The sequence below is a fragment of the Streptomyces sp. R818 genome (genome assembly GCF_056172735.1).
Genome location: NZ_JAOCNE010000007.1, coordinates 15,628 through 41,848, shown reverse-complemented (window position 1 = coordinate 41,848; position 26,221 = coordinate 15,628). Strand labels below are relative to the sequence as shown.

The following is a 26,221-nucleotide window of genomic DNA, read 5'->3' as shown; positions in this document are numbered from 1 at the left end:
CCCCTCGGTCCCGCGGATTCCGGTTCGACGTGAGTCTCATCATCCACCTTGACGGCCTCCGAAACCCCCCTCTACATTGCTTCCATATAGCAGAACTAGCTTTCCACATTGCGGAAACGTACAGGGAAGCGCAGAGAACCAGCTACGGACAATCGACGCCAGAGCTCGCCGCGGGGCGCGACGGGAGCTCAGTCACAGCAGAAGTCGGGAGCACTCATGGCTCGAATGACCGCCGCCCGCGCGGCCGTTGAGATCCTCAAGCGCGAGGGTGTCAGCAACGCGTTCGGCGTGCCCGGTGCCGCCATCAACCCCTTCTACAAGGAGCTCAAGGAGAGCGGTGGCATCGACCACACGCTCGCCCGCCACGTCGAGGGCGCCTCGCACATGGCCGAGGGCTACACCCGCGCCCACCCCGGCAACATCGGTGTCTGCATCGGTACGTCGGGCCCCGCGGGCACCGACATGATCACCGGCCTGTACTCCGCGATCGGCGACTCCATCCCGATCCTGTGCATCACCGGGCAGGCCCCGAGCCACCTGCTGCACAAGGAGGACTTCCAGGCCGTCGACATCGCCTCCATCGCCAAGCCGGTGGCGAAGATGGCCGTCACCGTCCTGGAGGCCGCGCAGGTGCCCGGCGTCTTCCAGCAGGCGTTCCACCTGATGCGCTCGGGGCGTCCCGGCCCCGTCCTGATCGACCTCCCCATCGACGTCCAGCAGACGGAGATCGAGTTCGACGTCGAGACGTACGAGCCGCTGCCGGTCTACAAGCCGGCCGCGACCCGCGCGCAGATCGAGAAGGCGCTCGGCCTCCTCCTGGAGTCCGAGCGGCCGCTGATCGTCGCGGGCGGCGGCATCATCAACGCGGACGCGAGCGACCTGCTGGTCGAGTTCGCGGAGATCACCAACACGCCGGTGGTCCCCACCCTGATGGGCTGGGGCACGATCCCGGACGACCACGAGCTGAACGCGGGCATGGTCGGCCAGCAGACCGGCCACCGCTACGGCAACGCGACGTTCCTGGAGTCGGACTTCGTGCTCGGCCTCGGCAACCGCTGGGCCAACCGGCACACCGGCTACAAGCTCGACGTCTACACGCAGGGCCGCACGTTCGTGCACGTCGACATCGAGCCGACCCAGATCGGCAAGATCTTCGCGCCGGACTACGGGATCACGTCCGACGCCAAGGCCGCGCTGGAGCTGTTCGTCGAGGTGGCGAAGGAGCTGAAGGCCGCGGGCAAGCTGCCCGACCGCTCCGCGTGGGTCGCCTCGCACCTGGAGCGCAAGTCCACCCTCCAGCGCCGTACGCACTTCGACGACATCCCCATGAAGCCGCAGCGCGTCTACGAGGAGATGAACAAGGCGTTCGGCAAGGACACGCGCTACGTCACGACGATCGGCCTCTCCCAGATCGCCGGCGCGCAGATGCTGCACGTCTACAAGCCGCGGCACTGGATCAACTGCGGCCAGGCCGGGCCGCTCGGCTGGACCATCCCGGCCGCGCTCGGCGCCGCCAAGGCCGACCCGGACACGCAGGTCGTCGCCCTCTCCGGGGACTACGACTTCCAGTTCATGATCGAGGAGCTGGCGGTCGGGGCGCAGCACCGCATCCCGTACGTCCACGTCCTGGTCAACAACGCCTACCTGGGCCTCATCCGGCAGGCCCAGATCGGCCTGGACATCAACTTCCAGGTCAACCTGGAGTTTGAGAACCAGAACAGTCCTGAGCTGGGTGTCTACGGCGTCGACCACGTCAAGGTCGCCGAGGGCCTGGGCTGCAAGGCGATCCGGGTCACCGACCCGAACGAGCTGGGTGAGGCGCTGGAGCGGGCCAAGAAGCTCGCGCAGGACCACCAGGTCCCGGTCGTGGTCGAGGCGATCCTCGAACGCATCACGAACATCTCCATGAGCCCCACGGCCGACATCAGCGCGGTCAAGGAGTTCGAGGAGCTGGCGACGGAGCCGGGGCACGCGCCGACGGCGATCCGTCCCCTGAAGGTCTGATCCCGAGCAACCGCCCGGACGCCAGGGGCGGCCCGTCCGTACGGATGGGCCGCCCCTGGCGTTGATTCAGTTGTCAGTGCCCGGCTGCACAATGCGGTCCATGCAGACACGAGTCGACATGACGCTGGAGTGGCAGCTTCGCAAGGTGCGGGATTCCATCACCGACGAGGGAGTACGGACGGCAGTGTCCGCCGTGATGACGCACATGCACAGCGGGCGGAGCCAGAAGCGCCGAGGCGGCAAGGAGATGGTCCGCTTACTGACCGTGGCTCGCGAAGCCGCGGCAGGCAAGGGGGAGTGGGAGGCAGTGAGACAGCTCCACGATTCCCTCGCCTACGCAGAGGGGCGCATCATCCGGCGCGAATTCGAGGAACGTCACCGGATATTCCAGGACGGCGCCCGCCACGAGCGCAGTCGTGACTTTCTCGCGAGTTCGATGGCCGCCATGCACCAGTGGATGGTGTCCGCCGCCGAGGAGTTGATCACAAGGCAACCGGACATCACCGCCACGGATGTGGTCGAGCACTTCCGGGCGCAGGGTGAGGACGCCCGCTTCCTGCAGGCGCCGGATGATCGTCCAGGGCGCTATGTCATTCCACGCGGTATGGCCGAAACCGCGCTCTGGCTGGAGCGCATCCTGCGCGGCGACCGCATCGACGTCGAGGACCCGGCGGGAGTGGCGAGAAGGATCGCCACGACGCCGCAGGCGCTGGAGCTTCTGGCCGCAGATGAGAAGGGGCAGCTGCTGTTGAAGGCCGATGTGTTGCGCCGGCGTGCCGCCGGCCTGGAGACCTTGCGCGAGGTGGTCGAAGACCGTACCGCTTTGGAGCACGACCTGCAGAAGGCTCTCCAGGGTCAGCCATGGATCTTCGGCGGTCGTTATGTAGGAGAGGCCGTACAGCGGCGGCTGGTGCCCGGCGACGAGCTGGACATACCTCTGATTCGCGGCGACGGGTCCTTGCACATCGTGGAACTGAAGCGCGCGATGAGTCTGAACAAGCCACTGGTCAAGAAGTATCGCAACGCATGGGTTCCGACGGCCGAGGTGCACGATGCCGTGGGCCAGGCGGTCAACTACCTCGTGGGCCTGGACGAGAACCGTGGCCGCATACGTGAAGAACTGGGCATCGAGACACGCAGGGCCAGCGCCATCGTCCTGATCGGACATCCCGCTCTCCAAGCCGACGTGCCGGAGGTCGAGATCTGTGAAGCCTTGCGCACGTTTAACACCCACGTAGCCCGTGTCGAGGTCCTCACGTACAAGGAGTTGTTGGACAACGCTGAGCGGTCGCTTACGGGCGGTTGACCCACGAACGAGCGCCGGGTGCGGAACCGTCCGCACCCGGCGCTTGATCTAGAGATGTACTTGTGCCGTCCGACGGCGCGCGACTGGCGAGACATGCATGCGCGCCGCCGGACGGAATCCAGGGTCCCCCGGAGGGGAATGGCTGGGACCGCGGCGGTCCCCATGGTGTGCGACGGCCCCCGGGCGGCTCTCCCTCAGGTCGAGAGAGTCACCGGAAGACCTTCACCACCGCACTGGCTCGCACGACCAACACGAACCGCCGCGGTCCTCGTCCTCCCGCACCCACCCCCACGACCACCCCTCATCCGGGTCGCGCGAGCAGTGCGGGCCTGTGCGTACGGAGCTGACCTCCCGTCATACCCCGTACGCAGTCTGGAAGGCGCGAGGACTAGTCCTCGCGCAGCGCGCGCACCGCTTCCTCGACGCGCTTGCCGTAGTCCTGGTCGGCGGCGTGGAAGTGGGCGACGGCCTTCTCGACGATGTCGTCGCGGGAGACCTGGGAGAGACCGCCGGCGATGTTCGCCACCAGACGGCCCTTCTCGTCCTCCGACATCAGGCGGTACAACTCGCCCGCCTGGAAGAAGTCGTCGTCCTTCGTGTGGGCCGGCGCCTCGTGCGTGCCCGTGTACCCGGCGACGGCGAGCGGCGCGGAGAGCGGGCGGCCGGTCTCGACGGGGCCGTCGAAGGAGTTCGGCTCGTAGTTCTTGCGGGCGCGGCCGTAGGCGTTGGTGGCCATGAGGCCGTCGCGGCCGTAGTTGTCGGCCCCGCCCTCGACACCCTTCGGCGAGTTCACGGCGAGCTGGGTGTGGTTGACGCCGAGCCGGTAGCGGTGCGCGTCCGCGTAGGCGAAGAGGCGGCCCTGGAGCATCTTGTCGGGGGAGGGGCCGATCCCCGGAACGAAGTTGTTCGGGGAGAACGCGGCCTGCTCGACCTCGGCGAAGACGTTGTCCGGGTTGCGGTCGAGGACCATGCGGCCCACGCGCTGCAGCGGGTAGTCCGCGTGCGGCCACACCTTGGTGAGGTCGAACGGGTTGAAGCGGTACTCCGCCGCCTCGGCCGCCGGCATGATCTGCACGTACAGCGTCCAGGACGGGTTCACGCCGCGCTCGATGGCCTGCACGAGGTCCGTCTGGTGGGAGTTGGGGTCCTTGCCCGCCAGCTCCTGCGCCTGCTCGGTGGAGAGGCAGCGGATGCCCTGGTTGGTCTTGAAGTGGTACTTGACGAAGAAGGCCTCGCCCGCCTCGTTCGTCCACTGGTAGGTGTGCGAGCCGAAGCCGTTCATGTGCCGGTACGAGGCCGGGATGCCGCGGTCGCCCATCAGCCAGGTCACCTGGTGCGTGACCTCGGGGGAGTGCGCCCAGAAGTCCCAGACGTTCTCCGGCTCCTGCTTGCCCGTGAACGGGTCGCGCTTCTGCGTGTGGATGAAGTCGGGGAACTTCAACGGGTCCTTGATGAAGAACACCGGGGTGTTGTTGCCGACGAGGTCGTAGTTGCCCTCCTCGGTGTAGAACTTCACGGCGAAGCCGCGCGGGTCGCGGACGGCGTCCGCGCCACCGAGGCTGTCGGCGACGGTCGAGAAGCGCGCGAAGAGGTCCGTGCGCTTGCCCACCGTGTTCAGGAAGTTCGCGCTGGTGAAGCCGGTGACGTCGTCCGTCACCTCGAAGTAGCCGTACGCGCCGGAGCCGCGGGCGTGCACGACACGCTCCGGGATGCGCTCACGGTTGAAACGGGCGAGCTTCTCCAGGAGGTGCTGGTCCTGGAGGAGGATCGGGCCGCCGACGCCTGCGGTGGCGGAGTTCTGGTTGTCGGCGACTGGGGCGCCGGACTCGGTCGTGAGCACACGCTTGGGCATGGTGGAGAGGCGACCTTCCGTGCAGGGCTGCTGACGATGCCGGGGAGCGTAGGCACCCCTGACCTGCTGCGTCAACAGTTTGTTGAAGTTATGGGCGGACGTGGGTCAGTCAAGTGAGGCGAAAAAGAAGGGTTCCGGGCCGCGGCGGCGCCTGGGCGCGACAGGACAGGTGTCAGCGCCGCCACGGCCCGGAAGTCTGGGGGTCAGGCCACCTGGTCGCCCGAGAGCCGCTCGACCGAGCGCAGCAGCGCCGAGTGGTCGAGGCCACCGTCGCCCTGGGCGCGCAGCGAGGCGACGAGCTGGGCGACCACGGCGCCGACGGGCAGGGCCGCGCCGACGTTGCGGGCCGCGTCCGTGACGATGCCCATGTCCTTGTGGTGCAGGTCGATGCGGAAGCCGGGCTTGAAGTCGCGGTTCAGGAAGTTGTCCTTCTTCCGCGTCAGGACGGTCGAGCCGGCCAGGCCGCCGTTGAGGACGTCGAGCGCGGCCTTCAGGTCCACGCCGGACTTCTCCAGGAAGACCACGGCCTCGGCGCACGCCTGGATGTTCACGGCGACGATGAGCTGGTTGGCGGCCTTCACGGTCTGGCCCGAGCCATGCGGACCGCACAGCACGATGGTCTTGCCGAGGGCCTCAAGGAGCGGCTTGGCCTCGTCGAAGTCGGCCTGCTCACCGCCGACCATGATGGAGAGCACGGCCTCGATGGCGCCCGCCTCGCCACCGGAGACCGGGGCGTCCAGGACGCGGATGCCCTTCTCCTTGCCGGCCTTGGCCAGGTCCACCGAGGTCTGCGGGGTGATCGAGGACATGTCGACGATCAGCGCGCCCGACTTCGCGTTCTCCAGGATGCCGTCGGCACCGTACGCGATCGCCTCGACCTGCGGCGATGCCGGAACCATGGTCACGATCACGTCGGCGTCCTTGACGGCCTCGGCGATCGACTTCACGGCCGTGCCGCCCGCCGCGGCGAGGCGGTCCAGCTTCTCCTGCTCCAGGGTGAAGCCCGTGACGTCGTAACCGGCCTTGATCAGGTTCTCCGCCATGGGGGAGCCCATGATGCCGAGACCGATCCACGCGACCTTGGGGAGGTTGTTGCTCATGAGGGTGACTCCAAAAGCTTAAGGAACGCTGGGTACGTCGATGGGGTGGCGCGGGCGTCAGTGCCGCGCGGCGCGGGCCTCGTGCGGCAGCCAGCCGAAGGACTCGGCGCTCGGGGCGTCGCCGGGCTTGTACTCCAGGCCCACGTAGCCCTCGTAACCGGCCTTCTTGAGCTGGTCGAGCAGCTCTTCGAGCGGCAGCGTGCCGGTGCCGGGGGCGCCGCGGCCCGGGTTGTCCGCGATCTGCACGTGCGCCGTCTTGTCGGTGTAGGCGCTGATGACCTGCTGGAGGTCCTCGCCGTTCATGGACAGGTGGTACAGGTCCATGAGGAACTTGGCGTTGCCGAGGCCGGTCGCCGCGTTGACCTTGTCCACGATCTCGATGGCCTTCGGGGCGCTGACGATCGGGCAGGCGGGCGACTCGGGCTTGTTGAGCGCCTCGATGAGGAGCACGGCGCCGATCCGGTCGGCGGCGCGGGCCGCGAGGACCAGGTTCTCCAGGGCGAGTTCGTCCTGGACGGCCGGGTCGACGCCGTCCACGCGGTTGCCGTACAGCGCGTTGAGCGCCTTGCAGCCGAGGGAGGCGGCGAAGTCGGCGGCGACGTCGATGTTCGCGCGGAACTTCTCGCTCTCCTCGCCGGGGATGGACAGGGCGCCCCGGTCCGGGCCCGGAAGCTGCCCGGCGTAGAAGTTCAGGCCGGTCAGCTGGGTGCCCGCGTCCTTGAGCGCGTCGCGCAGGGCGTCGAGCTCGGACGGGGCGGGGACGGGGGCGTCGACCCAGGGCCACCACAGCTCGACCGCGGTGAAGCCCGCCGCGGCGGCGGCCGCGGGGCGCTCCAGGAGCGGGAGTTCCGTGAAGAGGATCGACAGGTTGACGTTGAAGCGCTGGTCTGCGAATCCCATCGGGGTCGGCGCTCCCTTCTGGTTCGTGTTCCGCTCCACGTGCGATCTCTACAGATTCCGTATTGCGGAAGTTCGTTTCTACTTGATGGAAGATTGCCTGCGGGGTCGGGGCGCTGTCAAGAGGGGCTGCCGGAAAAAGCCCGATCGGCGTTAGGTTGAGCCCGTGCGATTGAGAGTGGAGTTCACGACCGAACCCTTCGATCTCGACGAGGCACCGCCCCACGCGGTCGTCGCCCGCGAGGTCGTCCAGGGGGCCGACCTGGACGCGGTCGACGTGGGACCGTTCGGCAACACCGCCGAGGGAGAGGCCGGCCGCGTGCTCACCGCGGTGGACGCGCTGCTGCGCCAGGCCCTGGAAGCGGGCGCCACCCGCGTCTCGCTCCAGGTCAATGTGATCGACGGGAAGAACGTGGCCGACGGGGAGGGTGATAGGTGACCGCCATGGGGGACGAGCCCTTCGTCCGGGCGGTCAAGCCGCTCGTCGACGCGATGGGGGCCGAGATGCTGCCGCCGGGTGAGGCCGGCAAGGACGATGTCGTGCTGAGCTGGGAGGGGGCCGAGGTCATCGCCGTCCGCCTGCCCCAGCTGGCCGACTCCCTCGATCACATCCTGGCCGCCATGGAGCGCAAGGAGGGCAAACCCCTCGCCGAGCTCGACCGCAAGGAGAAGCAGGAGGCGGTGCGTCTCCTGGAGGCGCGCGGCGCCTTCTCCGTGCGGCACGGGGTCGAGACGGTGGCCGGCGCGCTGGGCGTCTCCCGGTTCACTGTGTACAACTACCTCAACCGCGAGAAGCCGTCCTGACGTTGCCCCGTCCGCGCTGACCTGCGCTGACCTGCGCTGACCTGCGGGAACGCCTCGAACACCCAACCGCCGTCCGTTAACCGGACGGCGGTTTTCTTCACTCCAAGTTTTCAACAAAGTGTTGACGCGGTGTTTCCGAGGGCGTTAGCTATCCGCAGCCCGTCCAGCACAAGGCCACGGAGGCTTCCCGTGACTTCAGGATCGATGCCGGGTCTGACCCGGTTCAACGCCTCGGACGAGAGCGCGGCCCTGGCCGAGCTCCACGAGGTGTGTGCTTCATCGGCGTGGGGGCACAAGATCGTCGCCCAGCGCCCCTTCGCCACCGCCGAGACCCTCTTCGAGGCCAGCGACGCCGCCATGGCCGAGCTGACCGCCGATGACCTCGCGGAGGCGATGGCGGGGCATCCGCCGATCGGCCGCCCGAAGCCCGGCGACCCGACCTCGTCGCGTGAACAGCGCGGCATGGCGGGAGCCTCCGAGGAGCTCAAGGCGGAGATGCTCGAACGGAACCTGGCCTACCAGGACCGCTTCGGGCATGTCTTCCTCATCTGCGCCACCGGGGCGAGCGCGGAGCAGATGCTCCAGGCGCTCAAGACGCGCAGCGGCAACACGCCCGACCAGGAGCGGGAGATCGTCCGCACCGAGCTGGGCAAGATCAACCGCATCCGCCTCACCCGCCTCGTAGAACAAGGGGACAACGCCTGATGAGCACCGAGACGACCGCGTCGGTGTCCACGCACATCCTGGACACCAGCATCGGACGCCCCGCCGAGGGTGTCGCCATCTCCCTCGCGGCGCGCGCCGGTTCGGGCGCCGCCTGGGTGGCGCTCGGCGGCTCGGCCACCGACGCGGACGGGCGCTGCAAGGACCTTCCGGCGCTGCCGGAGGGCACCACCCATGTCCGTCTCGACTTCGAGACGGAAGGGTATTTCGACAAGAAGCAAGCCGATGCGCAGCAGGACGCCCCCGCGAATCGGGACAGCGGCGCGACCGGAGCGTTCTTCCCGGAGGTGGCGATCACGTTCGCCGTCACGCCGGGCGAGCACTACCACGTGCCGTTGCTGCTCAACCCGTTCGGCTACTCCGTTTACCGAGGGAGCTAGCAGACATGCCCACGATTCTCGGCCAGAACCAGTACGGCAAAGCAGAGAACCGCGTCGTAAAGATCACGCGGGACGGCGACACCCACCACATCAAGGACGTGAACGTCTCGGTCGCGCTCAGCGGCGACCTGGTGGACGTGCACTACAACGGGTCGAACGCGAACTGCCTGCCGACCGACACCACGAAGAACACCTGCTTCGCCTTCGCCAAGGAACACGGCATCGACTCGGTGGAGCAGTACGGCATCCACCTCGCCCGGCACTTCGTCGACAGCCAGCCCTCCATCCACCGGGCGCGCATCCGCCTGGAGGAGTACGCCTGGGAGCGCATAGCCGGCTCGGACGCGGGCTCCAACTTCATCGGCGCCGACGAGGTCCAGCACTCCTTCGTCCGCAAGGGCCAGGAGACGCGCCTCGCGCAGATCACCTATGACGGCGAGAAGTTCGAGGTCCTGTCCGGGCTGAAGGACCTGACCGTCCTGAACTCCACGAACTCGGAGTTCTGGGGCTTCATCAAGGACAAGTACACGACGCTGCAGGAGGACTACGACCGTATCCTCGCGACGTCGCTGTCCACCTGGTGGCGCCACAACTGGACCAGCGACGAGCAGCGCATGCCGCAGTGGGAGAAGTCCTACGCGCAGGCCAAGAAGCACATGCTCCAGGCGTTCGTGGAGACGTACTCGCTCTCGCTCCAGCAGACGCTGTACCAGATGGGTTCGCGGGTCATCAACAACCGCAGCGAGATCGACGAGATCCGCTTCTCCGCGCCGAACAAGCACCACTTCCGCCAGGACCTGTCTCCGTTCGGCCTGGACAACGAGGCGAAGGACGGCGCCGTGTACTACGCCGCCGACCGCCCCTACGGCCTGATCGAGGCCACCATCCTGCGGGACGGCGCCGAGCAGCGCATCCCGGTCGACATGACCAACCTCTGACGCCTCCCGGCGTACTCGGACGCGACAGCGCACCCCCGTCCACCCCAGGTCGGCGGGGGTGCGCCGCACCGGAGGGAACATCGCAATGGCAGTGCCAGCAAAGGGGCCGGCTGAAGCCGAGGGCCCGTGTTCTGAAATCTCCCTCCCATCGGACGGCACGGACACCGTGCATCCGGTGGACGAGAAGCTCCACCCCTCGCGGCTCGTCCCCGCCGCTCTCCAGCACATCGCCGCCATGTACGCGGGCGTCGTCACCCCTCCGCTCATCATCGGCCAGGCCGTCGGCCTCGACACGGCGGGCCGGACCAGACTGATCGCCGCGTCCCTGCTCATCGCGGGCGTGGCCACCCTGCTCCAGACCCTCGGCGTCAAGGGCCTCGTCGGCAACCGGCTGCCCTTCGTCAACGCCGCCTCCTCGGCCGGTATCGCGCCGATGCTCGCGATCGCCGAGACCAACGCCAAAGGCGACCAACTCCCCGCGATATACGGGGCGGTGATGGTGGCCGGTGTCTTCTGCCTCGCCATCGGGCCGTTCTTCGGGCGCCTCCTGCGCTTCTTCCCGCCGCTCGTCACCGGCGTCGTCATCACGCTCATCGGCGTGACGCTGATGCCCGTACCCGTCGGCTGGGCCCAGGGCGGCGACGCGACCGCCGCCGACTACGGCGACATGCGCTACCTCGCACTCGCCGGATTCACCCTCGTCGTCATCCTGCTGATCCAGCGCTTCGGCCGCGGCTTCGTCAAGCAAGTCGCTCTGCTCTTCGGCCTGTTGATCGGCACCCTCGCCGCGATCCCGTTCGGCATGGCGGACTTCAGCGCCCTCGGCTCGGCGCCCGTCGCCGCGCTGCCGACACCGTTCGCCTTCGGCGCGCCCGCGTTCCAGCCCGCCGCGATCGTCTCGCTCTGCCTGGTCATGCTCGTCCTGATGACGGAGTCCTCGGCCGGAATGCTCGCCATCGGCGAGATCTGCGACCGCGAGACCTCGGGCCGCACCATCACCCGCGGCCTGCGCACCGACGGCATCGCCACCTTCCTCGGCCCCGTCTTCGGCGGCTTCCCGACCTCCGCGTTCGCCCAGAACGTCGGCGTCGTCTCGCTGACGAAAGTGCGCAGCCGCTACGTCGTCGCGGTCGCGGGCGGCGCCCTGCTGATCCTCGGCGTCTTCCCGATGCTCGGCGCGGTCGTCTCCCTGGTCCCCATGCCGGTCCTCGGCGGCGCGGGCATCGTCCTCTTCGGATCGATCGCCGTCAGCGGCATCCGGACGCTCTCCGAAGCGGGCCTCGACGACAGCTCCAACATCATCCTGGTGGCCGTCTCGCTCGGCGCGGGCATCATCCCGCTCGCCGCGCCCACCTTCTACGCCGACTTCCCGGCCTGGGCGCAGACCGTGCTCGGCTCGGGCATCAGCGCCGGCGCGCTCGTCGCCGTCACGCTGAACCTCTTCTTCCACCATCTCGGCACCCGCGGCGGCGCCAGCGCCGCCGCGGCACTCAAATCCACCTAGGGTCCTGCCGTGCCCACAGCCATCGCCACTGAGGATTGAAGGAAGCACCATGGCAGCTTCTACGGCAAACAGCTCCACCGACCGCGCCGTCACCGAGCGCATCGTCATCGAGAACGTCGCCATCGCGACGGTCGACGCCCAGGACACCGAGTATGCCTCGGGCCACATCGTCGTCGCGGGCAACAGGATCGAGTCCCTCGGGGCCGGGAAGGCCCCCGAGGGCCTGGAGAACGTGGTCCGCCGCGTCGACGGCACCGGCCACCTCGCCACGCCCGGCCTGGTCAACACCCACCACCACTTCTACCAGTGGATCACCCGCGGCCTCGCCACGGACCACAACCTGTTCAACTGGCTGAAGACGCTCTACCCGACGTGGGCGCGGATCGACGAGCGGATGACGTACGCGGCGGCGCAGGGCTCCCTCGCCATGATGGTCCGCGGCGGCGTCACCACCGCCATGGACCACCACTACGTGTTCCCGCAGGGGTCGGGCGACCTCTCCGGGTCGATCATCCGCGCCGCCTCCGAGATGGGCGTGCGCTTCACGCTGGCCCGCGGCTCCATGGACCGCAGCGAGAAGGACGGCGGCCTGCCCCCGGACTTCGCCGTCGAGACCCTCGAAGGCGCGCTCGCCGCGACCGAGGAGACCGTCAGGACCCACCACGACGCCTCCTTCGACGCGATGACGCAGGTGGCGGTGGCGCCTTGCTCGCCGTTCTCCGTCTCCACCGAACTGCTGAAGCAGGGCGCCGAGCTGGCGCGCCGCCTCGGGGTACGGCTGCACACGCACGGCAGCGAGACGGTCGAGGAGGAGAAGTTCTGCCACGAGCTGTTCGGGATGGGCCCGACCGACTACTTCGAGTCGACGGGCTGGCTCGGTGAGGACGTGTGGATGGCGCACAGCGTCCACATGAACGACTCCGACATCGCCGCGTTCGGCCGGACGAAGACGGGTGTCGCGCACTGCCCGTCCTCCAACGCCCGCCTCGCCGCCGGTATCGCCCGCGTCCCCGACATGCTCGCGGCCGGCGTCCCGGTCGGCCTCGGCGTCGACGGCACCGCCTCCAACGAGTCCGGCGAGCTCCACACCGAACTGCGCAACGCCCTGCTCATCAACCGCCTCGGCGCCCACCGCGAAGCGGCCCTCAACGCCCGGCAGGCGCTGCGCCTCGGCACCTACGGCGGTGCGCAGGTGCTCGGCCGCGCGAGCCAGATCGGCTCGCTCGAAGCCGGCAAGCTCGCCGACCTGGTCCTGTGGAAGCTGGACACCCTGGCCCACTCGTCCATCGCCGACCCGGTCACCGCGCTCGTCTTCGGCGCGGCCGCACCGGTCACGCTCTCCCTCGTCAACGGCGCGCCGGTGGTGGAGAACAGCCGCCTCCTGCACGTCGACGAGGACGCCGTCGCCCGCTCCACGCGGGACGAGGCCCAGCGCCTCGCGCGGATCGCGGCGCAGGCGTAACCGCGTCATACGTAACACGTACACACGTCATACGTAACACGTAACCCTCAGACTCCGGCCGGGGAGGACGGTCCCCGGCCGGACCCGAGCAGCCGAGCGGGCTGTTCGGGAGCCGCCCCGGAACGTGGCCCAAAGCTTCACGTGCCGGGGCGGTCAGTAGTACCTGGGCGCACGACAACCGAATAGCTGGACCTTGCACCTTGCACCACCTCCCAGAAGCGAAAAGTGCCGGTAATTCCGCCGGTACTGGAAAACAACCGGAGGAGCCTCAGTGGCGTCGAAGCCCAGGTTCACCAAGCAAGGCACCACCCCCGCGCAGCAGGACACAGAGCCCGGCGCGGGGCATACCAAACATCCGGTAGACGAGACGCTGCCCCCGCTGAAGATGGCGACGACGGGGTTGCAGCACGTGGCGGCGATGTACGCGGGTGTGGTCGCGCCCCCGCTGATAGTCGGCGCCTACATAGGCCTCTCGGCGAAGGAACTCACCTTCCTGACCGGCGCCTGCCTCTTCACCGCCGGTCTGGCGACGTTCCTCCAGACGCTCGGCATCTGGAAGATCGGCGCCCGGCTGCCCTTCGTCAACGGCGTGACGTTCGCGGGCGTGGCCCCCATGCTCGCCGTCGTCGACTCGACGAAGGACAAGGACGACGCGCTGCCGATCATCTTCGGCGCGGTGATCGTCGCGGGTGTGCTCGGCTTCATCGCGGCGCCCGTCTTCTGCAAGGCGATCCGCTTCTTCCCACCGGTCGTGACCGGCACGGTGATCACGCTCATCGGCATCTCGCTGATGCCGGTCGCGTTCGGCTGGGCGCAAGGGCCCGACACCAAGGCGTCGGACTACGGCTCCATGAAGAATCTGGCCCTCGCCGGGATCACCCTCGTGATCGTGCTGCTCCTGCGCCGGTTCACGACCGGGTTCGTCAAGCAGATCGCGGTCCTGCTCGGCCTGGTCATCGGCACGGTCGTCGCGATCCCGTTCGGCGTCACGGACTTCTCGCCGATCGGGGACGCGGACATCGTCGGCTTCCCGACGCCGTTCCACTTCGGCGCCCCGCAGTTCGCGGGCGCGGCCATCGTCTCCCTCTGCGTCGTCATGGTCGTCTCCATGACCGAGTCGACCGCCGACATGCTCGCGCTCGGTGAGATCGTCGGCCGCCCCGCCGACGAGAAGACCATCGCGGCGGGCCTGCGCGCCGACACCCTCGGCTCGGCGGTCAGCCCGCTCTTCAACGGCTTCATGTGCAGCGCGTTCGCCCAGAACATCGGGCTGGTGGCGATGACGAGGATCCGCAGCCGGTACGTGGTCGCCACCGGCGGCGCGTTCCTGTTCCTGATGGGGCTGTGCCCCGTGGCCGCCTCGCTGATCGCGGTCGTGCCGCGTCCGGTGCTCGGCGGCGCGGGTGTCGTCCTGTTCGGCTCGGTCGCGGCCAGCGGCATCCAGACCCTGGTCAAGGCCAACCTGGAGAAGGACAACAACGTCCTCATCGTCGCCGTCTCGCTCGCCGTCGGCCTCATCCCGATCGCGGCGCCGGAGTTCTACCACGCGTTCCCGGACACCGCGAAGATCATCCTGGACTCGGGGATCTCCACGGGCTGCGTCGCCGCCGTCCTGCTCAACCTCGTCTTCAACCACATCGGCCGGCGACGGGAGGCGGACGACGTCACCTCGCCGATGGAGCCGGGCGGAGCCATCGCCGAACAGCGGACGGGCGCCTCGGCGGCCGGGGTGCACTGACGCGGGGCCCGTTCGGAGCGCGGGGGCTCCGAACGGGCCGCAAAGGTGGGGCAGTTGTGTCAGCCGATGTGGAAGCTGTCCCCGTACACCTTCCAGTCGAGCGGCGGGTCCAGGTTCAGGTTGCCCTTGTTCAGGAACACGCGCTGCGCGGTGTCGACGCGGCTGGTGTCGCTGTGCGCCTCCTCCTGCCGCATGGCCCACACCCGCGCGTCGAGGAAGGCGTGCAGCCAGGTCGTCTCCGAGCCGCCCTGCGCGGGCGGCTTCGCCTTGCCCAGAGCGCGCTTGCGGATGGAGCGGAAGCTCGTCGGGTCCGAGCCGTCGCCGTGCATCACGATCGCGTCGTAGTACGTGAACTGGCCGAGCGTGCCGACCCCGTCGGCCTTGCCCTGGCTGACCGCCGGGTTGAAGTAGACGCGGTCGCGCTCGTCGTTCTGCGCCTGCTGGAAGGCGGAGTCCTGCGCCGCCTTCGCCCAGTCGCGCGGGTAGTTCGGGTCGAGCCCGGCGTGCGAGTCGCTGCCGTCGACGTTCCGCAGCGCGGGCAGGTACTTCGCGAGGACGTTGCCCGGCTTGCGGTCGGTGTAGAGCTGGACGAGGTCGAGCATGTCGTGGGTGCCGGAGCAGAAACCGATGATGCCCGCGGTGTAGCCGCGGCCGTCGCCGATGTCCTCGATGTACTTGTACTGCGCCTTCCAGTCGAGCGAGGAGTTCTCCGCGCTCGACACCAGCTTCATGGCGATCTCCTTCTTCGCCGGGTCGTCGAGCCCGCTCGCGGCGGCGCGGCCCGCCGGGGCGGCGCCGGCCGCCTGGCCGGCGGAGAGCAGGGGTGCCGCCACGACCGAGGCGCCCAGGAACGCGAGAAGGCTGCGACGGGAGGTGCGTATGTGGGGGGTGGACACGGTTCCTCCTGAGGGGAGTTCGTCGTTCCGTACGACTGTTAGGAAGGTTTCCTACCAGAGATTACGGATGACGTATACCCGTCAAGCGCATCGTGGCCGGTTCCGTCCGCGGCCCCCGGTCAGCTCCCGCGCAGCCGGTCGCGCACCTGACCGGCGACTCTGTACGTGTTCCCGGCCGTACGCGTCCGCAGCCGGCCCGGGTCGCGGATCCACGCGTCCTCCATCGCGAACCAGTCGATCGCGCGTGGCGCGCGCCGCTCGTCCAGCGCGCTGCGCAGCTCCGCGAGGTACGCCGCCCAGCGCTTGCGGTAGAGGCCGCCGACGAGCCCGGCCCACTCCCGGTTGGCGTAGTCGCGCAGCCCGGCGTCGGCGCCCGCGCGCGTCCCCCACGACGTCACCAGCGAGAGCTGGTCGTACGCGAGCAGGCCGCGCTCCGCGTCGTCCGCGCCCCAGGCGCGCGCGTCCGCGACCCAGCCGCCCAGCAGATGGCGCGCGTCGGTGGCGAGCAGCTTCTCCATGAGGTCCATGAGGGCGAGCCAGTCACCGGTCAGCCGGGCGAGCCCGGCCGCGTCCCCCGCCTCGTACGCCTCCTTGATCCGCGGCAGCATCGCGCGGCTGCGGTTCGACAGGGCCTGGCGGGCCACGTCGAGGAGGTCCGTGCGGTACGCGGACGAGCGTCGCAGCGCCGGGCGCACGGCCAGGAGGTGCGTCAGCGCCTTCTCGAACTCTGCGGCGTCGTACCGCAGTTGCTTCGGTGACCACTTCGCCGCCGACTGTGCCGTGAGCGAGGGGCGGGCGCCGAACAGGCCGTCCGCGCCCTCGCCCCAGCCGTCCGCGCGCGTCGTGCCGTAGGCGGTGCGCCGCAGCACGTCCCACGCCGCGACGGCCTCGGCGTCACGCCGTCCGTACCGCGCGACGGACCAGTCCGCGAACCACTTCTCCAGGTCCAACGGGCCTTCGCGCCACGCCAGTTCGGAGAAGAGGTCGAATGCCGCCGGGTTGTTGTCCGCGGCCTCCGGCAGCAGCGCCGTGCCGCGCAGGGCGCCGCCCGGCCGCGTACGCCACTGCTCGTACAGCTCCGGCCAGTCGCGCGTGTTGGCGCCTAGCGTGGTGTGGCCGCCGAAATTCCAGATCGAGCCGAACGCGTACGGGGTGCCGTCCCAGTCCGCGTCGCGGTCGATCACCGTCGGGTAGTGGTCGCTGATGCCGTCGACCACGAGCATGCGGTCCTTGTCGACCGCGTTCACGATCTCCTTCGGCGGGTTGTGGCGCCAGCCGAGGATCACCCACAGCGCGTCCGGGTGCGCGGTGCGCAGCGCCTTCTCGACGCCCCGGGCAGCGTCGGGAACCGGCACGTCGCCGGGTTTGCCGCCCTCGTGCAGCAGGTCCATCTTGAACAGCTCCGCCGGGCCGAACATCTCCTCCTGCGCGCGGTAGAACGCCGCCGCGACGCGCTCGAAGTGCGGGCCGCGCGGATCCAGCCAGTCGGGTCTGCGGTAGCCGTACCAGTTGCCCTGCTCGACCACGTGCGCGCCCGCGTTGCGCTCCGCGAAGCCGGGCGGCACCGTGCCGTAGTAGCCGGGCAGCACCGGCTTCATGCCCAACTCCCGCACCCGGTCCGCGATCCGGCGTCCGAGGCGGGCGCGCGCGGCGAGCAACTGCGCGGAGACGGGGCCGCCCACGGGGCCCGCCATGTTCTGCAGCAGCCACCACGGCTGGTGCGCGGGGGCCGGGATCCACTCCCGCAGCTCCTGGTCGCCGTAGCCGAATCCGCTGAGCACCCGGTGGTACAGGGCGTCCGCGCCGACGTACACCAGGACCTCGTTGAAGCCGTGCAGCGCGAGCACGTCCAGCTCGCGCTCCCAGTACGCCCAGTCGTGGTACGCGCCGGTGTAGCCGTCGTTGGTGTCGTTGAGGACGAAACGGTGCGGGACGTTCGCCCGGCCGGTGAGCGGGCGCGGCGGCGCGGGCAGCCGGTCGGGCAGGGCGAGCTGCTCGCCGGCCCAGGAGATGTTGGCGTGCGCCACGTCCCTCAGATAGCGGCGCAGGCCCGCGAGCTGGACGGCCGGGGAGGTCCCCGCGATCCGGATGCGACCGCTCCGCCCGTCCACCTGGAAGGCGTCGTCCGCGCCGGTCAGCGTGGTGAAGGAGAGCTGGTCGGCATGGCGGCCGAGCAGCCGCCGGGCGGCGGCCGCCGCGGCGGAGCGCGGTGCGGCGGACCCGCCGTCCTCGGGGTCGGCGGGGACACGGGAACACGACACCGCCGCCGATCCGGCGACCGCGAGCAAGAACGTACGACGAGCTAAGCGCATGAAGTGTGCATACCCGTTCTCGACGGGCGGCGCATGACGCCGCGCGTACGAAGGGGGGTGGGGGGTGTGAACGGAGTGGGGCGCCGGGGGCGTGGGTACCGGGTGGGGGTGCGGGCGGTGGGCGGGGACGCCCGGGTTCGGCATCGGCGGTGCGGAGCCTCCCGGTCATCGGCGCGCAGTATACGGCCGCCGATCATGCTCGTCTCGGGGACGCCAGCAGGTAGCGGGCGCCGCCGCGTGCGGACGCGTGCTCGCTCACCTGCCAGCCGGCCGATTCGAGCGCCGCCGCGCAGGCGGCGAGCCCCGCCGGGTCCGGGTGGTGCACGGCGACCGCCTCGGGCTGAGGCGTCTCGGTCACCCGGTAGCCGGGGGCCGCGCCGCTCGCCGGGGCACATCCCGCCGCCTCCAGGGCGAGCGCCGCCGCGTGCGTGAGGCGGCCCCGTTCCCAGGCGCAGGGCCGGTCGGTGACGCCGTCCGGTGACGTCATGCGGCGTATCTCCAGGAGCCCCTGCCAGGCGGTGCGGACCTCGCGGGCGCGGGCGGGCGAGGGCGTGCTGCCCCCCGGTTCGCCGCCGAGGCGGGCTGCGAAGACGCCGCCCGGTTCGGCGGGCGGGGAAGGCGGTGCGGGCTCGGACACGGTGGGTTCCTGTCCCCCCTCGCGTATCCGGTGCCCGTCCGGGGTGAGGAAGTGGTCGTGCGGCGGGCGCGGGTGGCGGAACGCCAGCTTCAGCACGACGAGCCGGCTCAGCTGGGCCGCGCTGCCGCTGATCCGGCCCGTCTCCGGGTCGGCGGCCTCGATGATGCGCCGCTGCGCGGCGGTCGGCGGTCGGGTCATGGCGCACCTCCTGCCGACGATGGTGCCCGAAGCCTCTGACAACGCTGACAACGCGGACGACGGCGGACGGCCCAGCGCCTCAGTCGCTCGGCGGGCGCAGGTTCCACCCCGAGACGACCGGCCGTCCGTGCTCGGTGCTGAGCCGGCTCACCGTGCCGGTGGCGAGCAGGAAGTGCGAGCCGCCGGACGCGGGCAGTCCGAGGCGGCGCGCGGTCAGCACGCGCAGGAAGTGACTGTGCCCGACGAGGACGACGCTGCCCTCGTTGTTGGAGAGCGCCGCGTCGACCTTGGACAGCATCCGGTCCGCGCGCGTGGCGACCTGTTCCGGCGTCTCGCCCGGGTGCTCGGGCGGCCCCGGCGGCACCCCGTCGTCGAACAGGTACCAGTCGGGCCGGGTGCGCTGGATCTCCCGGGTGGTGATGCCCTCGTAGGCGCCGTAGTCCCACTCGAGGAGATCGGGGTCGACGGTGTAGCGCTTGAGCCCGGCCAGCTCGGCGGTCTCGCGGGCCCGCTGCAGGGGGCTCACGAAGACGGCCCCGATGTGGTAGCTGCAGACGAGCGGCGCGACCCTGCGCGCTTCCTCGCGGCCGTTGTCGGTGAGCGGGATGTCGGTGAGGCCGGTGTGCTGACCGGTCAGCGCCCACTCGGTCTCGCCGTGCCGGACGAGCAGCAGATCACCCAAGGTTCTTGCCTGTTCCATCGGGGGTCGACAGTGACGGGGACATTATCGAACGAACCGTACACGGACGCCTGAGCAGGGGTGTCGCCCGCCTCGGACGCCGGTGAGCGGGCCCGGGGGAGTGGCTCGGATCATGGATTGTCAGAGGCGGCCCGTAAGGTTCAGAGGTCCTGAAAGGTTCTGCGGGCGAAGTGAGCGGAGAGGAGGCGGGGGCGCCATGGTCGTACCGGTGCGCACCGGTGTCCCCCTCGCGGCAGCCGCCCTCTTCCTGCCCGCCGCCCTGCCGCGCGAGGGCCGCGTCGCCTTCTGGACGCCGGACGGGGCGGGCCTGCCCGGCGCCGAGGAGGAGATCACGGTCGTCCGGCCGCACGGCTCGGGGGTGCGCAGCCGCACGGTGCCCGCTCTCGTGCTGCCCGTCGTCGACGCGCTGCCCACGCTGCTCCGGGCCCGCCGCACCCCGGGCGCCCACCCCGCCGCGGCCGCCTGGGGCGCCGCCGCCGCGCACGCGCTGCACCTGGTCGCGCGCGGCAGACTCCTGCCCGGTCTCACCGCCTCCGACCACGACGCGTGGCGCGCGGGCCCGCTCGACGCGGACGACGTCGCCCAGCTCCAGGGCATCGCCGCCGCCCTGCCGCCCGAGGGGTACGCGACCCCGGTGCCGGGCAGCAGGCCGGTGCGGGTGCCCGCGCCCGAGGCGCTGGTCCGCGCCTTCGTCGACGCCGTGGCCGACGCGCTGCCCCGCACCCCGGCGGCGGCCCACGCGGCGGGCGCGCCGTTCGCCGCCGTCGCCGCCCAGCACATCCCGCACGCCAGGCCCTGGGCCGTGGAGGCGGCGGCCGGGCTCGACGCCGGGGTACGGGTGTCGCTGCGGCTCGACCTCTCCCAGGAGTTGCTCTTCGACGGGGGAGACGAGGGTGGTGCGGGACACGGCCCCGGTGCGCCGGCGGACGACCCGGGCGCGCGCCGCGCCGGCGCCGCCGTCGTCCAGGTGCACAGTCTCGCCGACCCCACGCGCGTGGTGGACGCCGCGCACCTCTGGGCCGGTGAGGCGTCCGACCACTTCGGGCCGCGCGCCCGCATCGACGCCGTCCTCGCCGTGCGCCGCGCCGTCGCCGCCTGGCCGCCGCTCGGCCGCCTCCTGGAGCAGGACGTGCCGGATGTGCTCGCGCTCGCCGAGAGCGAGCTGATCGACCTGCTCGGTCCCGGCGCGGCCAGGCTCGCCAAGGCCGGGGTCGCCGTGCACTGGCCGCGCGAGCTGGCCCGCTCGCTCACCGCGACCGCCGTCGTGCGGGCGCAGGCCGCGCCGGGCTCCGCGACCGACGGCACGACTTTCTTCGACAGCGACGAGCTGCTCGCCTTCAACTGGCAGCTCGCGCTCGACGGGGACCCGCTCACCGAGAACGAGATGGACCAGCTCGCCGAGTCGCACCGCGCGGTGGTCCGGCTGCGCGACCAGTGGGTCGTCGTCGACCCCGACCTCGTCCGCAAGGCGCGCAAGCGCGAGCTGGGGCTGCTCCAGCCCGTCGACGCGCTGGCCGTCGCCCTCACCGGCGAGGCCGACGTCGACGGGGAGCGGGTGGCGGCCGTGCCCACCGGACGCCTCGCCGAACTCCGCGACCGCCTCACCCGGGGCATCGACACCGTCGAACAGCCGGCGGGCCTGCGCGCCACGCTCCGCGACTACCAGCTGCGCGGCCTCGCCTGGCTCGACCTCATGACCTCGCTCGGCCTCGGCGGCTGCCTCGCCGACGACATGGGCCTCGGCAAGACCGTCACCCTCATCGCCCTCCACCTGCGCCGCGACCGGCCCGCGCCGACCCTCGTCGTCTGCCCCGCCTCCCTGCTCGGCAACTGGCAGCGGGAGATCAACCGGTTCGCGCCCGGCGTCCCGGTGCGCCGCTTCCACGGCACCGAGCGCACGCTCGACGGGCCGGGCGGCGGCTTCGTCCTCACCACGTACGGCACCCTGCGCAGCCGCGCCACGGAGCTGGCCGGGCACACCTGGGGGATGGTCGTCGCCGACGAGGCGCAGCACGTCAAGAACCCGAACTCGGCGACCGCGAAGGCGCTGCGGCTCATCGACGCCCCCGCGCGCGTGGCGCTCACCGGCACCCCCGTCGAGAACAACCTGTCCGAGCTGTGGGCGCTGCTCGACTGGACCACCCCTGGGCTCCTCGGTCCGCTGAAGGCGTTCCGCGCCCGGCACGCGCGCGCGGTCGAGGGCGAGGGCCCGCTGGAGAACCCGGAGGCGATCGAGCGCCTCTCCCGCCTCGTCCGGCCCTTCATCCTGCGGCGCAAGAAGTCCGACCCGGGCATCGTGCCCGAGCTGCCGCCCAAGACCGAGTCCGACCACCCGGCGCCCCTCACCAGGGAGCAGGCGTCGCTGTACGAGGCCGTGGTGCGCGAGTCCATGGCGAACATCGAGGCCGCCGAGGGCATCGGCAGGCGCGGCCTCATCATGAAGCTGCTCACCTCCCTGAAGCAGATCTGCAACCACCCCGCGCAGTACCTGAAGGAGGGCGAGGACGGCGGTCGTGCCCGCCTGGCGGGCCGTTCGGGCAAGCTGGCCCTGCTCGACGAGCTGGTCGACACGATCGTCGCCGAGGACGGCTCCGTGCTGGTCTTCACGCAGTACGTGTCCATGGCGCGGCTCCTCGCCACGCACCTGGCCACCCGCGCCGTTCCCACCCAGTTGCTGCACGGCGGCACCCCGGTCGCCGAGCGCGAGCGCATGGTGGACCGCTTCCAGGCCGGTGAGGTCCCCGTCTTCCTGCTCTCCCTCAAGGCGGCGGGCACCGGGCTCAACCTCACGCGCGCGGGCCACGTCGTGCACTTCGACCGCTGGTGGAACCCGGCGGTCGAGGAGCAGGCCACGGACCGCGCCTACCGCATCGGCCAGACCCAGCCCGTCCAGGTCCACCGCCTCATCACCGAGGGCACGGTCGAGGACAAGATCGCCGAGCTGCTCTCGGCCAAACGGGCGCTGGCCGACGCGGTCCTCGGCTCCGGCGAGGCGGCCCTCACGGAGCTGACGGACCGGGAACTGGCCGACCTGGTGTCCTTGAGGAGGGGGTCGGCATGAGTCCTGCCGCACGTACGGGACGGCACGCCGTCCACGTCCCCGGCCGGGCCGGGAGCGCCGAGCAGGCTCAGGCCCGGCACACCGACACCCGCCGCACCTTCCCGCCGCTGCCGCCGCGTGCGCAGCCGGGCGGCGGGGCCGCGCTCACCTGGTGGGGGAACGCCTGGGTGGACGCCCTGGAGGACACCTCCCTGGACCAGGGGCGGCTCGCGCGCGGGCGGGCCTACGCCGAGCGGGGGCACGTCGACGCGATCACCGTCACGCCCGGCCGCGTCGTCGCCTACGTGCACGGTTCGCGGCCCCGCCCCTACCGGGCCGAGCTGCGCCTGCGCACCCTCACCGACGAGGAGTGGACCCGCTTCGCGGAGACCGCCGCCGCGCGCCCCGACCACATGGCGTCCCTGCTCGACAAGGACGTACCGCACGCCCTCGCCGCCGCCGTGGACCTGCTGCCCGCCGTCGACGACCTGGTCCCGGCCTGCACCTGCCCCGACCGCGCCGAACCCTGCAAGCACGCGGCGGCGCTCTGCTACCAGACGGCGCGGCTCGTCGACGAGGACCCGTTCGTGCTGTTCCTGCTGCGCGGACGCGGCGAACAGGAACTGCTCGCCGACCTCACGCGCCGCAATGCGGCCCACACCGCGCAGGAGCGGCGCGCCGACGACGCGCCGGCCCTCGACTCGGTCCCGGCGCGGGACGCGTTCGCCCGCGCGGACGAACTCCCGCGCCTGCCACCGGAGTTCCCCGCCCCGGCCCACGCCGAGCGCCCGCCGTCCTACCCGCAGGCGCCGGACGCCCCCGACCCGCTCGCCCTCGACCTCCTCGCCACCGAGGCGGGCGCCCGCGCGCACACCCTGCTGACCACGGGCGCCGACCCGCTCGCCGGACTCACCCCGTGGCAGGACGCCGTCCGCCTGGCCGCCGCGCACCCCGGCTCGGGTCTCACCGCCGCCACGCGCGCGTTGTACGCCGCGCTCTCGCGCGGCACCGGCCGCACCCCGGTCGACCTCGCCCGCGCGGTCGCCGCCTGGCGTCAGGGCGGCCTCGCGGGTCTGTCCGTCCTGGAGGAGGAGTGGGACCCGCCGGCGGGCCCGTTCGACCGCGCACGGCCCGCGCTGCTCGCCCTGGACCACCCGGAGTTCCGCCCGCGCCGCAACCACCTGTCGACGGCGTCGCTCCAACTCCGCCTCGGCCGCGACGGGCTGTGGTACGGCTACGAGTCCGAGCCGGACCGCGAGGACTGGTGGCCGCGGGGCGAGCCGCGCCCGGACCCGGTGTCGGCGCTCGACTCCCTGCTCGGCCTGGACTGACCGCCCTACTGCACGCTCGGCGCGGCGGCCTCGACGAACGCGGCCAGCGCGTCCTTGCACCGCTGCGAGCGCCGGGCGCGGTCCTCCTCGTCCACCGCCTCGTGCAGGCAGTTGGCGAACTCGAAGGCGGTCTCGGCGAGGTGCCGCACGCGGGGTACGTCGCAGACCAGCTGGACCCGGGCGAGCGCCTGCCGCGCCGCGATCCGCGCCTCGTACGAGGCGAACCGCGCCGCCTCCGCCACGGGCGCCCCGGGCTGCTCCTGCGCCCGGAACCAGCGGTCGAGCTGACTGCGCCGGTAGTCGAAGAGCGCGCTCGCGAACCCGCTGTAACTGGCGATGCGCTCCTGGCGCAGCTGCTCGGCGCGGGCGAGTTCGGCGCCGCGGACCGTCGCGCGGCCCTGGAAGTAGTGCGTGACCACGGAGCCGAGGAGGGTGCCGAGGACCGCGATGAGCGCCGCGTCCACTCAGCCCTCCCGGCGGGCGAGGGACATGCCCCGGCCCGCGAAGAAGTCGGCGAACCGTGCCGTCGGCAGCTCCGCCGTACGGGTCGCCGCGTCCGTGCCCGACGGGTTGTGGAAGTGGAACCCCGACCCGTCCGCCGTACGTCCCGTGACCAGGACGAGGTGGCCGCCGCGTCCGGGGGCGGGCTCGTGCGGGCGGCGGATCGCGTAGTGGACGGAGGCGATGACGAGCCGCCCCGCGTCGAGCAGCTCCCCGATCCCGGCCGTCGTCAGCTCCCGGTGCACCTCCGCCTCGACGCCGTGCACCTCCCGGAGGTACGCGGCGGCGGGCGCGTAGATCATGCCGTGGATCTCGCCGTCGGCGTCCACGGTGTACGCGCCGAACTTCAGCGCGCCGTCGCGCAGTGCGAAGAGGGTGGGTGCCTGGGGTCCGAGCGCCATGCGCAGGCAGGTCGCTCCGCAGAGGTGGCCGGACCAGCGCGCGTAGTCCTCGGCCGTGGTCGCGCCCGACTCCTGCCAGGCGGGGTCCTCGGCCCGGTCGAACTCCCCGGCCACGATCGCCCCGACCAGGCCGGGCGAGGCGAACTGGGTGTGGCTGGGGTACCCGCACGTGGAGCAGGAAGTCACTGACGGTATCCGCTCAGGAAGCGCCCGATCCGGCTGATCGCGGCGTCGAGGTCGTCAGCGTACGGGAGGGTGAGGATGCGGAAGTGGTCGGGACGTGGCCAGTTGAAGCCCGTGCCCTGCACGACCTGGATCTTCTCGCGCAGGAGGAGGTCGAGGACGAACTTCTCGTCGTCGACGATTCTGTGGACCTTCGGGTCGAGGCGCGGGAAGGCGTAGAGGGCGCCCTTGGGCTTGACGCAGCTGACGCCGGGGATCTCGTTCAGCTTCTCCCACGCCTTGTCGCGCTGCTCGTGCAACCGGCCGCCCGGCGCGACCAGTTCGCGGATCGACTGGCGGCCGCCGAGCGCGGCCTGGATGGCGTACTGCGCGGGCGCGTTCGGGCAGAGCCGCATGGAGGCCAGCATCGTCAGGCCCTCCAGGTAGCTCTTGGCGTGCTGCCGCGGTCCGGTGACGACCAGCCAGCCGGAGCGGAAGCCCGCGACGCGGTACGTCTTGGACAGGCCGCAGAAGGTGAGGACGACGAGGTCGGGGGCGAGGGCGGCGGCGCTGTGGTGCACCGCGTCGTCGTAGAGGATCTGGTCGTAGATCTCGTCGGCGAACACCATCAGGCCGTGGCGGCGGGCGAGGTCGAGGATGCCCTCGACGACTTCCTTCGGGTAGACGGCGCCGGTGGGGTTGTTCGGGTTGATGATGACGACGGCCTTGGTGCGGTCCGTGATCTTCGCGGCCATGTCGTCGAGGTCCGGGTACCAGTCGGACTGCTCGTCGCAGAGGTAGTGCACGGCTTTGCCGCCGGAGAGGGTGGTGACGGCCGTCCAGAGGGGGAAGTCGGGCGCGGGGACGAGGACTTCGTCGCCGTCCTCGAGGAGTGCCTGTACGGCCATCGTCACCAGCTCGGAGACGCCGTTGCCGAGGAAGACGTCGTCCACGTCCACGTCCAGGCCGAGCGCCTGGTAGCGCTGGGCGACGGCGCGCCGGGCCGACAGGATGCCGCGCGAGTCGCTGTAGCCGTGCGCCTGCGGGAGCATCCGGATCATGTCCTGGACGATCTCCTCGGGCGCCTCGAAGCCGAACAGCGCCGGGTTGCCCGTGTTCAGGCGCAGCACGCTGTGGCCCGCCTCCTCCAGGGCGTTCGCGTGCTCGATCACCGGGCCGCGGATCTCGTAGCAGACCTCGCTCAGCTTGCTCGACTGCCGGAACTCCATGCGCGTGCCCTCCAGGCGGACCGGGCGGTCCTTGGTGCCGGTTGCGGTTACTTGGTTTTACCAAGTGGACGCTTGGAAAGTCCAACAAGTTGCATAGACTGCGAGG

22 protein-coding genes are annotated in these 26,221 nt (G+C 71.0%); 12 read left to right on the top strand and 10 right to left on the bottom strand.

Features of this window, described 5'->3' with window-relative positions; translation table 11 throughout:
• Positions 1-216: 216 nt before the first annotated feature.
• Positions 217-2,004, top strand: a complete 1,788-nt coding sequence (gcl, locus tag N5I75_RS21730; protein ID WP_476679636.1) for a glyoxylate carboligase — start codon at positions 217-219, stop codon at positions 2,002-2,004.
• 100 nt (positions 2,005-2,104) lie between these two features.
• On the top strand, positions 2,105-3,310 hold the full coding sequence (locus tag N5I75_RS21725; protein WP_476679634.1) for a Shedu immune nuclease family protein: 1,206 nt from the start codon (positions 2,105-2,107) through the stop codon (positions 3,308-3,310).
• 388 nt (positions 3,311-3,698) lie between these two features.
• Here N5I75_RS21725 and N5I75_RS21720 read toward each other — a convergent pair whose 3' ends face one another.
• From N5I75_RS21720 to N5I75_RS21710, 3 genes are all read right to left on the bottom strand, one after another.
• Positions 3,699-5,162 carry a catalase gene (locus tag N5I75_RS21720; protein WP_476679633.1) on the bottom strand — a complete coding sequence of 488 codons (1,464 nt, stop codon included), beginning with the start codon at positions 5,160-5,162 and terminating at the stop codon, positions 3,699-3,701.
• A gap of 203 nt (positions 5,163-5,365) precedes the next feature.
• Entirely contained in the window at positions 5,366-6,262 is an 897-nt protein-coding gene (locus tag N5I75_RS21715) for a 2-hydroxy-3-oxopropionate reductase (protein ID WP_476679631.1), read from the bottom strand.
• Between the two features lie 57 nt (positions 6,263-6,319).
• Positions 6,320-7,162: a TIM barrel protein gene (locus N5I75_RS21710; protein ID WP_476679629.1), complete on the bottom strand. Its 843-nt coding sequence runs from the start codon at positions 7,160-7,162 to the stop codon at positions 6,320-6,322.
• A 163-nt stretch (positions 7,163-7,325) separates the two neighbouring features.
• On the opposite strand from N5I75_RS21710, the gene N5I75_RS21705 reads away from it, so the two are divergent.
• From N5I75_RS21705 to N5I75_RS21670, 8 genes are all read left to right on the top strand, one after another.
• Positions 7,326-7,598 carry a YkoF family thiamine-binding protein gene (locus N5I75_RS21705; RefSeq protein WP_476679627.1) on the top strand — a complete coding sequence of 91 codons (273 nt, stop codon included), beginning with the start codon at positions 7,326-7,328 and terminating at the stop codon, positions 7,596-7,598.
• Positions 7,595-7,963, top strand: a complete 369-nt coding sequence (locus tag N5I75_RS21700) for a helix-turn-helix domain-containing protein (RefSeq protein WP_476679625.1) — start codon at positions 7,595-7,597, stop codon at positions 7,961-7,963. Before N5I75_RS21705 ends, N5I75_RS21700 begins: the two co-directional genes overlap by 4 nt.
• 189 nt (positions 7,964-8,152) lie before the next feature.
• Positions 8,153-8,668, top strand: a complete 516-nt coding sequence (gene uraD, locus N5I75_RS21695; protein WP_476679623.1) for a 2-oxo-4-hydroxy-4-carboxy-5-ureidoimidazoline decarboxylase — start codon at positions 8,153-8,155, stop codon at positions 8,666-8,668.
• A complete protein-coding gene (gene uraH / locus N5I75_RS21690) occupies positions 8,668-9,066 on the top strand; it encodes a hydroxyisourate hydrolase (protein WP_476679621.1) in 399 nt (132 codons plus the stop codon). Before uraD ends, uraH begins: the two co-directional genes overlap by 1 nt.
• Positions 9,067-9,071: 5 nt before the next feature.
• The gene (pucL, locus tag N5I75_RS21685; RefSeq protein WP_476679619.1) at positions 9,072-10,004 is read left to right on the top strand and encodes a factor-independent urate hydroxylase; all 933 of its coding nucleotides are present in this window, start codon (positions 9,072-9,074) and stop codon (positions 10,002-10,004) included.
• An 85-nt stretch (positions 10,005-10,089) separates the two neighbouring features.
• Positions 10,090-11,508 (top strand): nucleobase:cation symporter-2 family protein, encoded by a 1,419-nt coding sequence (locus tag N5I75_RS21680; RefSeq protein ID WP_476679617.1) that lies wholly within the window; start codon positions 10,090-10,092, stop codon positions 11,506-11,508.
• A 49-nt stretch (positions 11,509-11,557) separates the two neighbouring features.
• Positions 11,558-12,970: an 8-oxoguanine deaminase gene (locus tag N5I75_RS21675; RefSeq protein ID WP_476679615.1), complete on the top strand. Its 1,413-nt coding sequence runs from the start codon at positions 11,558-11,560 to the stop codon at positions 12,968-12,970.
• A 385-nt stretch (positions 12,971-13,355) separates the two neighbouring features.
• A complete protein-coding gene (locus tag N5I75_RS21670) occupies positions 13,356-14,708 on the top strand; it encodes a nucleobase:cation symporter-2 family protein (protein ID WP_476679839.1) in 1,353 nt (450 codons plus the stop codon).
• 59 nt (positions 14,709-14,767) lie between these two features.
• On the opposite strand, the gene N5I75_RS21665 is transcribed toward N5I75_RS21670, so the two are convergent.
• The 4 genes from N5I75_RS21665 to N5I75_RS21650 form a co-directional block, all read right to left on the bottom strand.
• Positions 14,768-15,604, bottom strand: a complete 837-nt coding sequence (locus N5I75_RS21665) for a chitosanase (protein WP_476679613.1) — start codon at positions 15,602-15,604, stop codon at positions 14,768-14,770.
• A 119-nt stretch (positions 15,605-15,723) separates the two neighbouring features.
• Positions 15,724-17,916 (bottom strand): alpha-N-acetylglucosaminidase, encoded by a 2,193-nt coding sequence (locus N5I75_RS21660; protein WP_476679611.1) that lies wholly within the window; start codon positions 17,914-17,916, stop codon positions 15,724-15,726.
• 193 nt (positions 17,917-18,109) lie between these two features.
• Positions 18,110-18,751 carry a hypothetical protein gene (locus N5I75_RS21655; RefSeq protein WP_476679609.1) on the bottom strand — a complete coding sequence of 214 codons (642 nt, stop codon included), beginning with the start codon at positions 18,749-18,751 and terminating at the stop codon, positions 18,110-18,112.
• Between the two features lie 79 nt (positions 18,752-18,830).
• A complete protein-coding gene (locus N5I75_RS21650; RefSeq protein WP_476679837.1) occupies positions 18,831-19,433 on the bottom strand; it encodes a histidine phosphatase family protein in 603 nt (200 codons plus the stop codon).
• 214 nt (positions 19,434-19,647) lie between these two features.
• On the opposite strand from N5I75_RS21650, the gene N5I75_RS21645 reads away from it, so the two are divergent.
• Positions 19,648-22,512: a DEAD/DEAH box helicase gene (locus tag N5I75_RS21645; RefSeq protein WP_476679607.1), complete on the top strand. Its 2,865-nt coding sequence runs from the start codon at positions 19,648-19,650 to the stop codon at positions 22,510-22,512.
• Complete coding sequence (locus tag N5I75_RS21640; protein WP_476679605.1) at positions 22,509-23,822, top strand: SWIM zinc finger family protein; 1,314 nt, start codon at positions 22,509-22,511, stop codon at positions 23,820-23,822. The genes N5I75_RS21645 and N5I75_RS21640 overlap by 4 nt, the downstream gene beginning before the upstream one ends.
• Before the next feature lie 5 nt (positions 23,823-23,827).
• Here the strand turns inward: N5I75_RS21640 and N5I75_RS21635 are convergent, their stop codons facing one another.
• From N5I75_RS21635 to N5I75_RS21625, 3 genes are read right to left on the bottom strand one after another with little or no spacing between them, the layout of a single operon-like run.
• A complete protein-coding gene (locus N5I75_RS21635) occupies positions 23,828-24,286 on the bottom strand; it encodes a hypothetical protein (RefSeq protein WP_476679603.1) in 459 nt (152 codons plus the stop codon).
• Positions 24,287-24,910 carry a cysteine peptidase family C39 domain-containing protein gene (locus tag N5I75_RS21630; protein ID WP_476679601.1) on the bottom strand — a complete coding sequence of 208 codons (624 nt, stop codon included), beginning with the start codon at positions 24,908-24,910 and terminating at the stop codon, positions 24,287-24,289.
• Positions 24,907-26,115: a pyridoxal phosphate-dependent aminotransferase gene (locus tag N5I75_RS21625; RefSeq protein ID WP_476679599.1), complete on the bottom strand. Its 1,209-nt coding sequence runs from the start codon at positions 26,113-26,115 to the stop codon at positions 24,907-24,909. The genes N5I75_RS21630 and N5I75_RS21625 overlap by 4 nt, the downstream gene beginning before the upstream one ends.
• Between the last annotated feature and the right edge of the window lie 106 nt (positions 26,116-26,221).

Excerpts from the sequence above, each read along its gene's own strand:
- pucL (WP_476679619.1), top strand. The coding sequence starts at position 9,072 with ATGCCCACGATTCTCGGCCAGAACCAGTACGGCAAAGCAGAGAACCGC.
- N5I75_RS21725 (WP_476679634.1), top strand. The coding sequence starts at position 2,105 with ATGCAGACACGAGTCGACATGACGCTGGAGTGGCAGCTTCGCAAGGTG.
- N5I75_RS21710 (WP_476679629.1), bottom strand. The coding sequence starts at position 7,162 with ATGGGATTCGCAGACCAGCGCTTCAACGTCAACCTGTCGATCCTCTTC.
- N5I75_RS21645 (WP_476679607.1), top strand. The coding sequence starts at position 19,648 with ATGGTCGTACCGGTGCGCACCGGTGTCCCCCTCGCGGCAGCCGCCCTC.
- N5I75_RS21625 (WP_476679599.1), bottom strand. The coding sequence starts at position 26,115 with ATGGAGTTCCGGCAGTCGAGCAAGCTGAGCGAGGTCTGCTACGAGATC.
- N5I75_RS21655 (WP_476679609.1), bottom strand. The coding sequence starts at position 18,751 with ATGACCCGACCGCCGACCGCCGCGCAGCGGCGCATCATCGAGGCCGCC.
- N5I75_RS21670 (WP_476679839.1), top strand. The coding sequence starts at position 13,356 with ATGGCGACGACGGGGTTGCAGCACGTGGCGGCGATGTACGCGGGTGTG.
- N5I75_RS21720 (WP_476679633.1), bottom strand. The coding sequence starts at position 5,162 with ATGCCCAAGCGTGTGCTCACGACCGAGTCCGGCGCCCCAGTCGCCGAC.
- gcl (WP_476679636.1), top strand. The coding sequence starts at position 217 with ATGGCTCGAATGACCGCCGCCCGCGCGGCCGTTGAGATCCTCAAGCGC.
- uraH (WP_476679621.1), top strand. The coding sequence starts at position 8,668 with ATGAGCACCGAGACGACCGCGTCGGTGTCCACGCACATCCTGGACACC.
- N5I75_RS21715 (WP_476679631.1), bottom strand. The coding sequence starts at position 6,262 with ATGAGCAACAACCTCCCCAAGGTCGCGTGGATCGGTCTCGGCATCATG.
- N5I75_RS21640 (WP_476679605.1), top strand. The coding sequence starts at position 22,509 with ATGAGTCCTGCCGCACGTACGGGACGGCACGCCGTCCACGTCCCCGGC.
- N5I75_RS21675 (WP_476679615.1), top strand. The coding sequence starts at position 11,558 with ATGGCAGCTTCTACGGCAAACAGCTCCACCGACCGCGCCGTCACCGAG.
- N5I75_RS21680 (WP_476679617.1), top strand. The coding sequence starts at position 10,090 with ATGGCAGTGCCAGCAAAGGGGCCGGCTGAAGCCGAGGGCCCGTGTTCT.
- N5I75_RS21660 (WP_476679611.1), bottom strand. The coding sequence starts at position 17,916 with ATGCGCTTAGCTCGTCGTACGTTCTTGCTCGCGGTCGCCGGATCGGCG.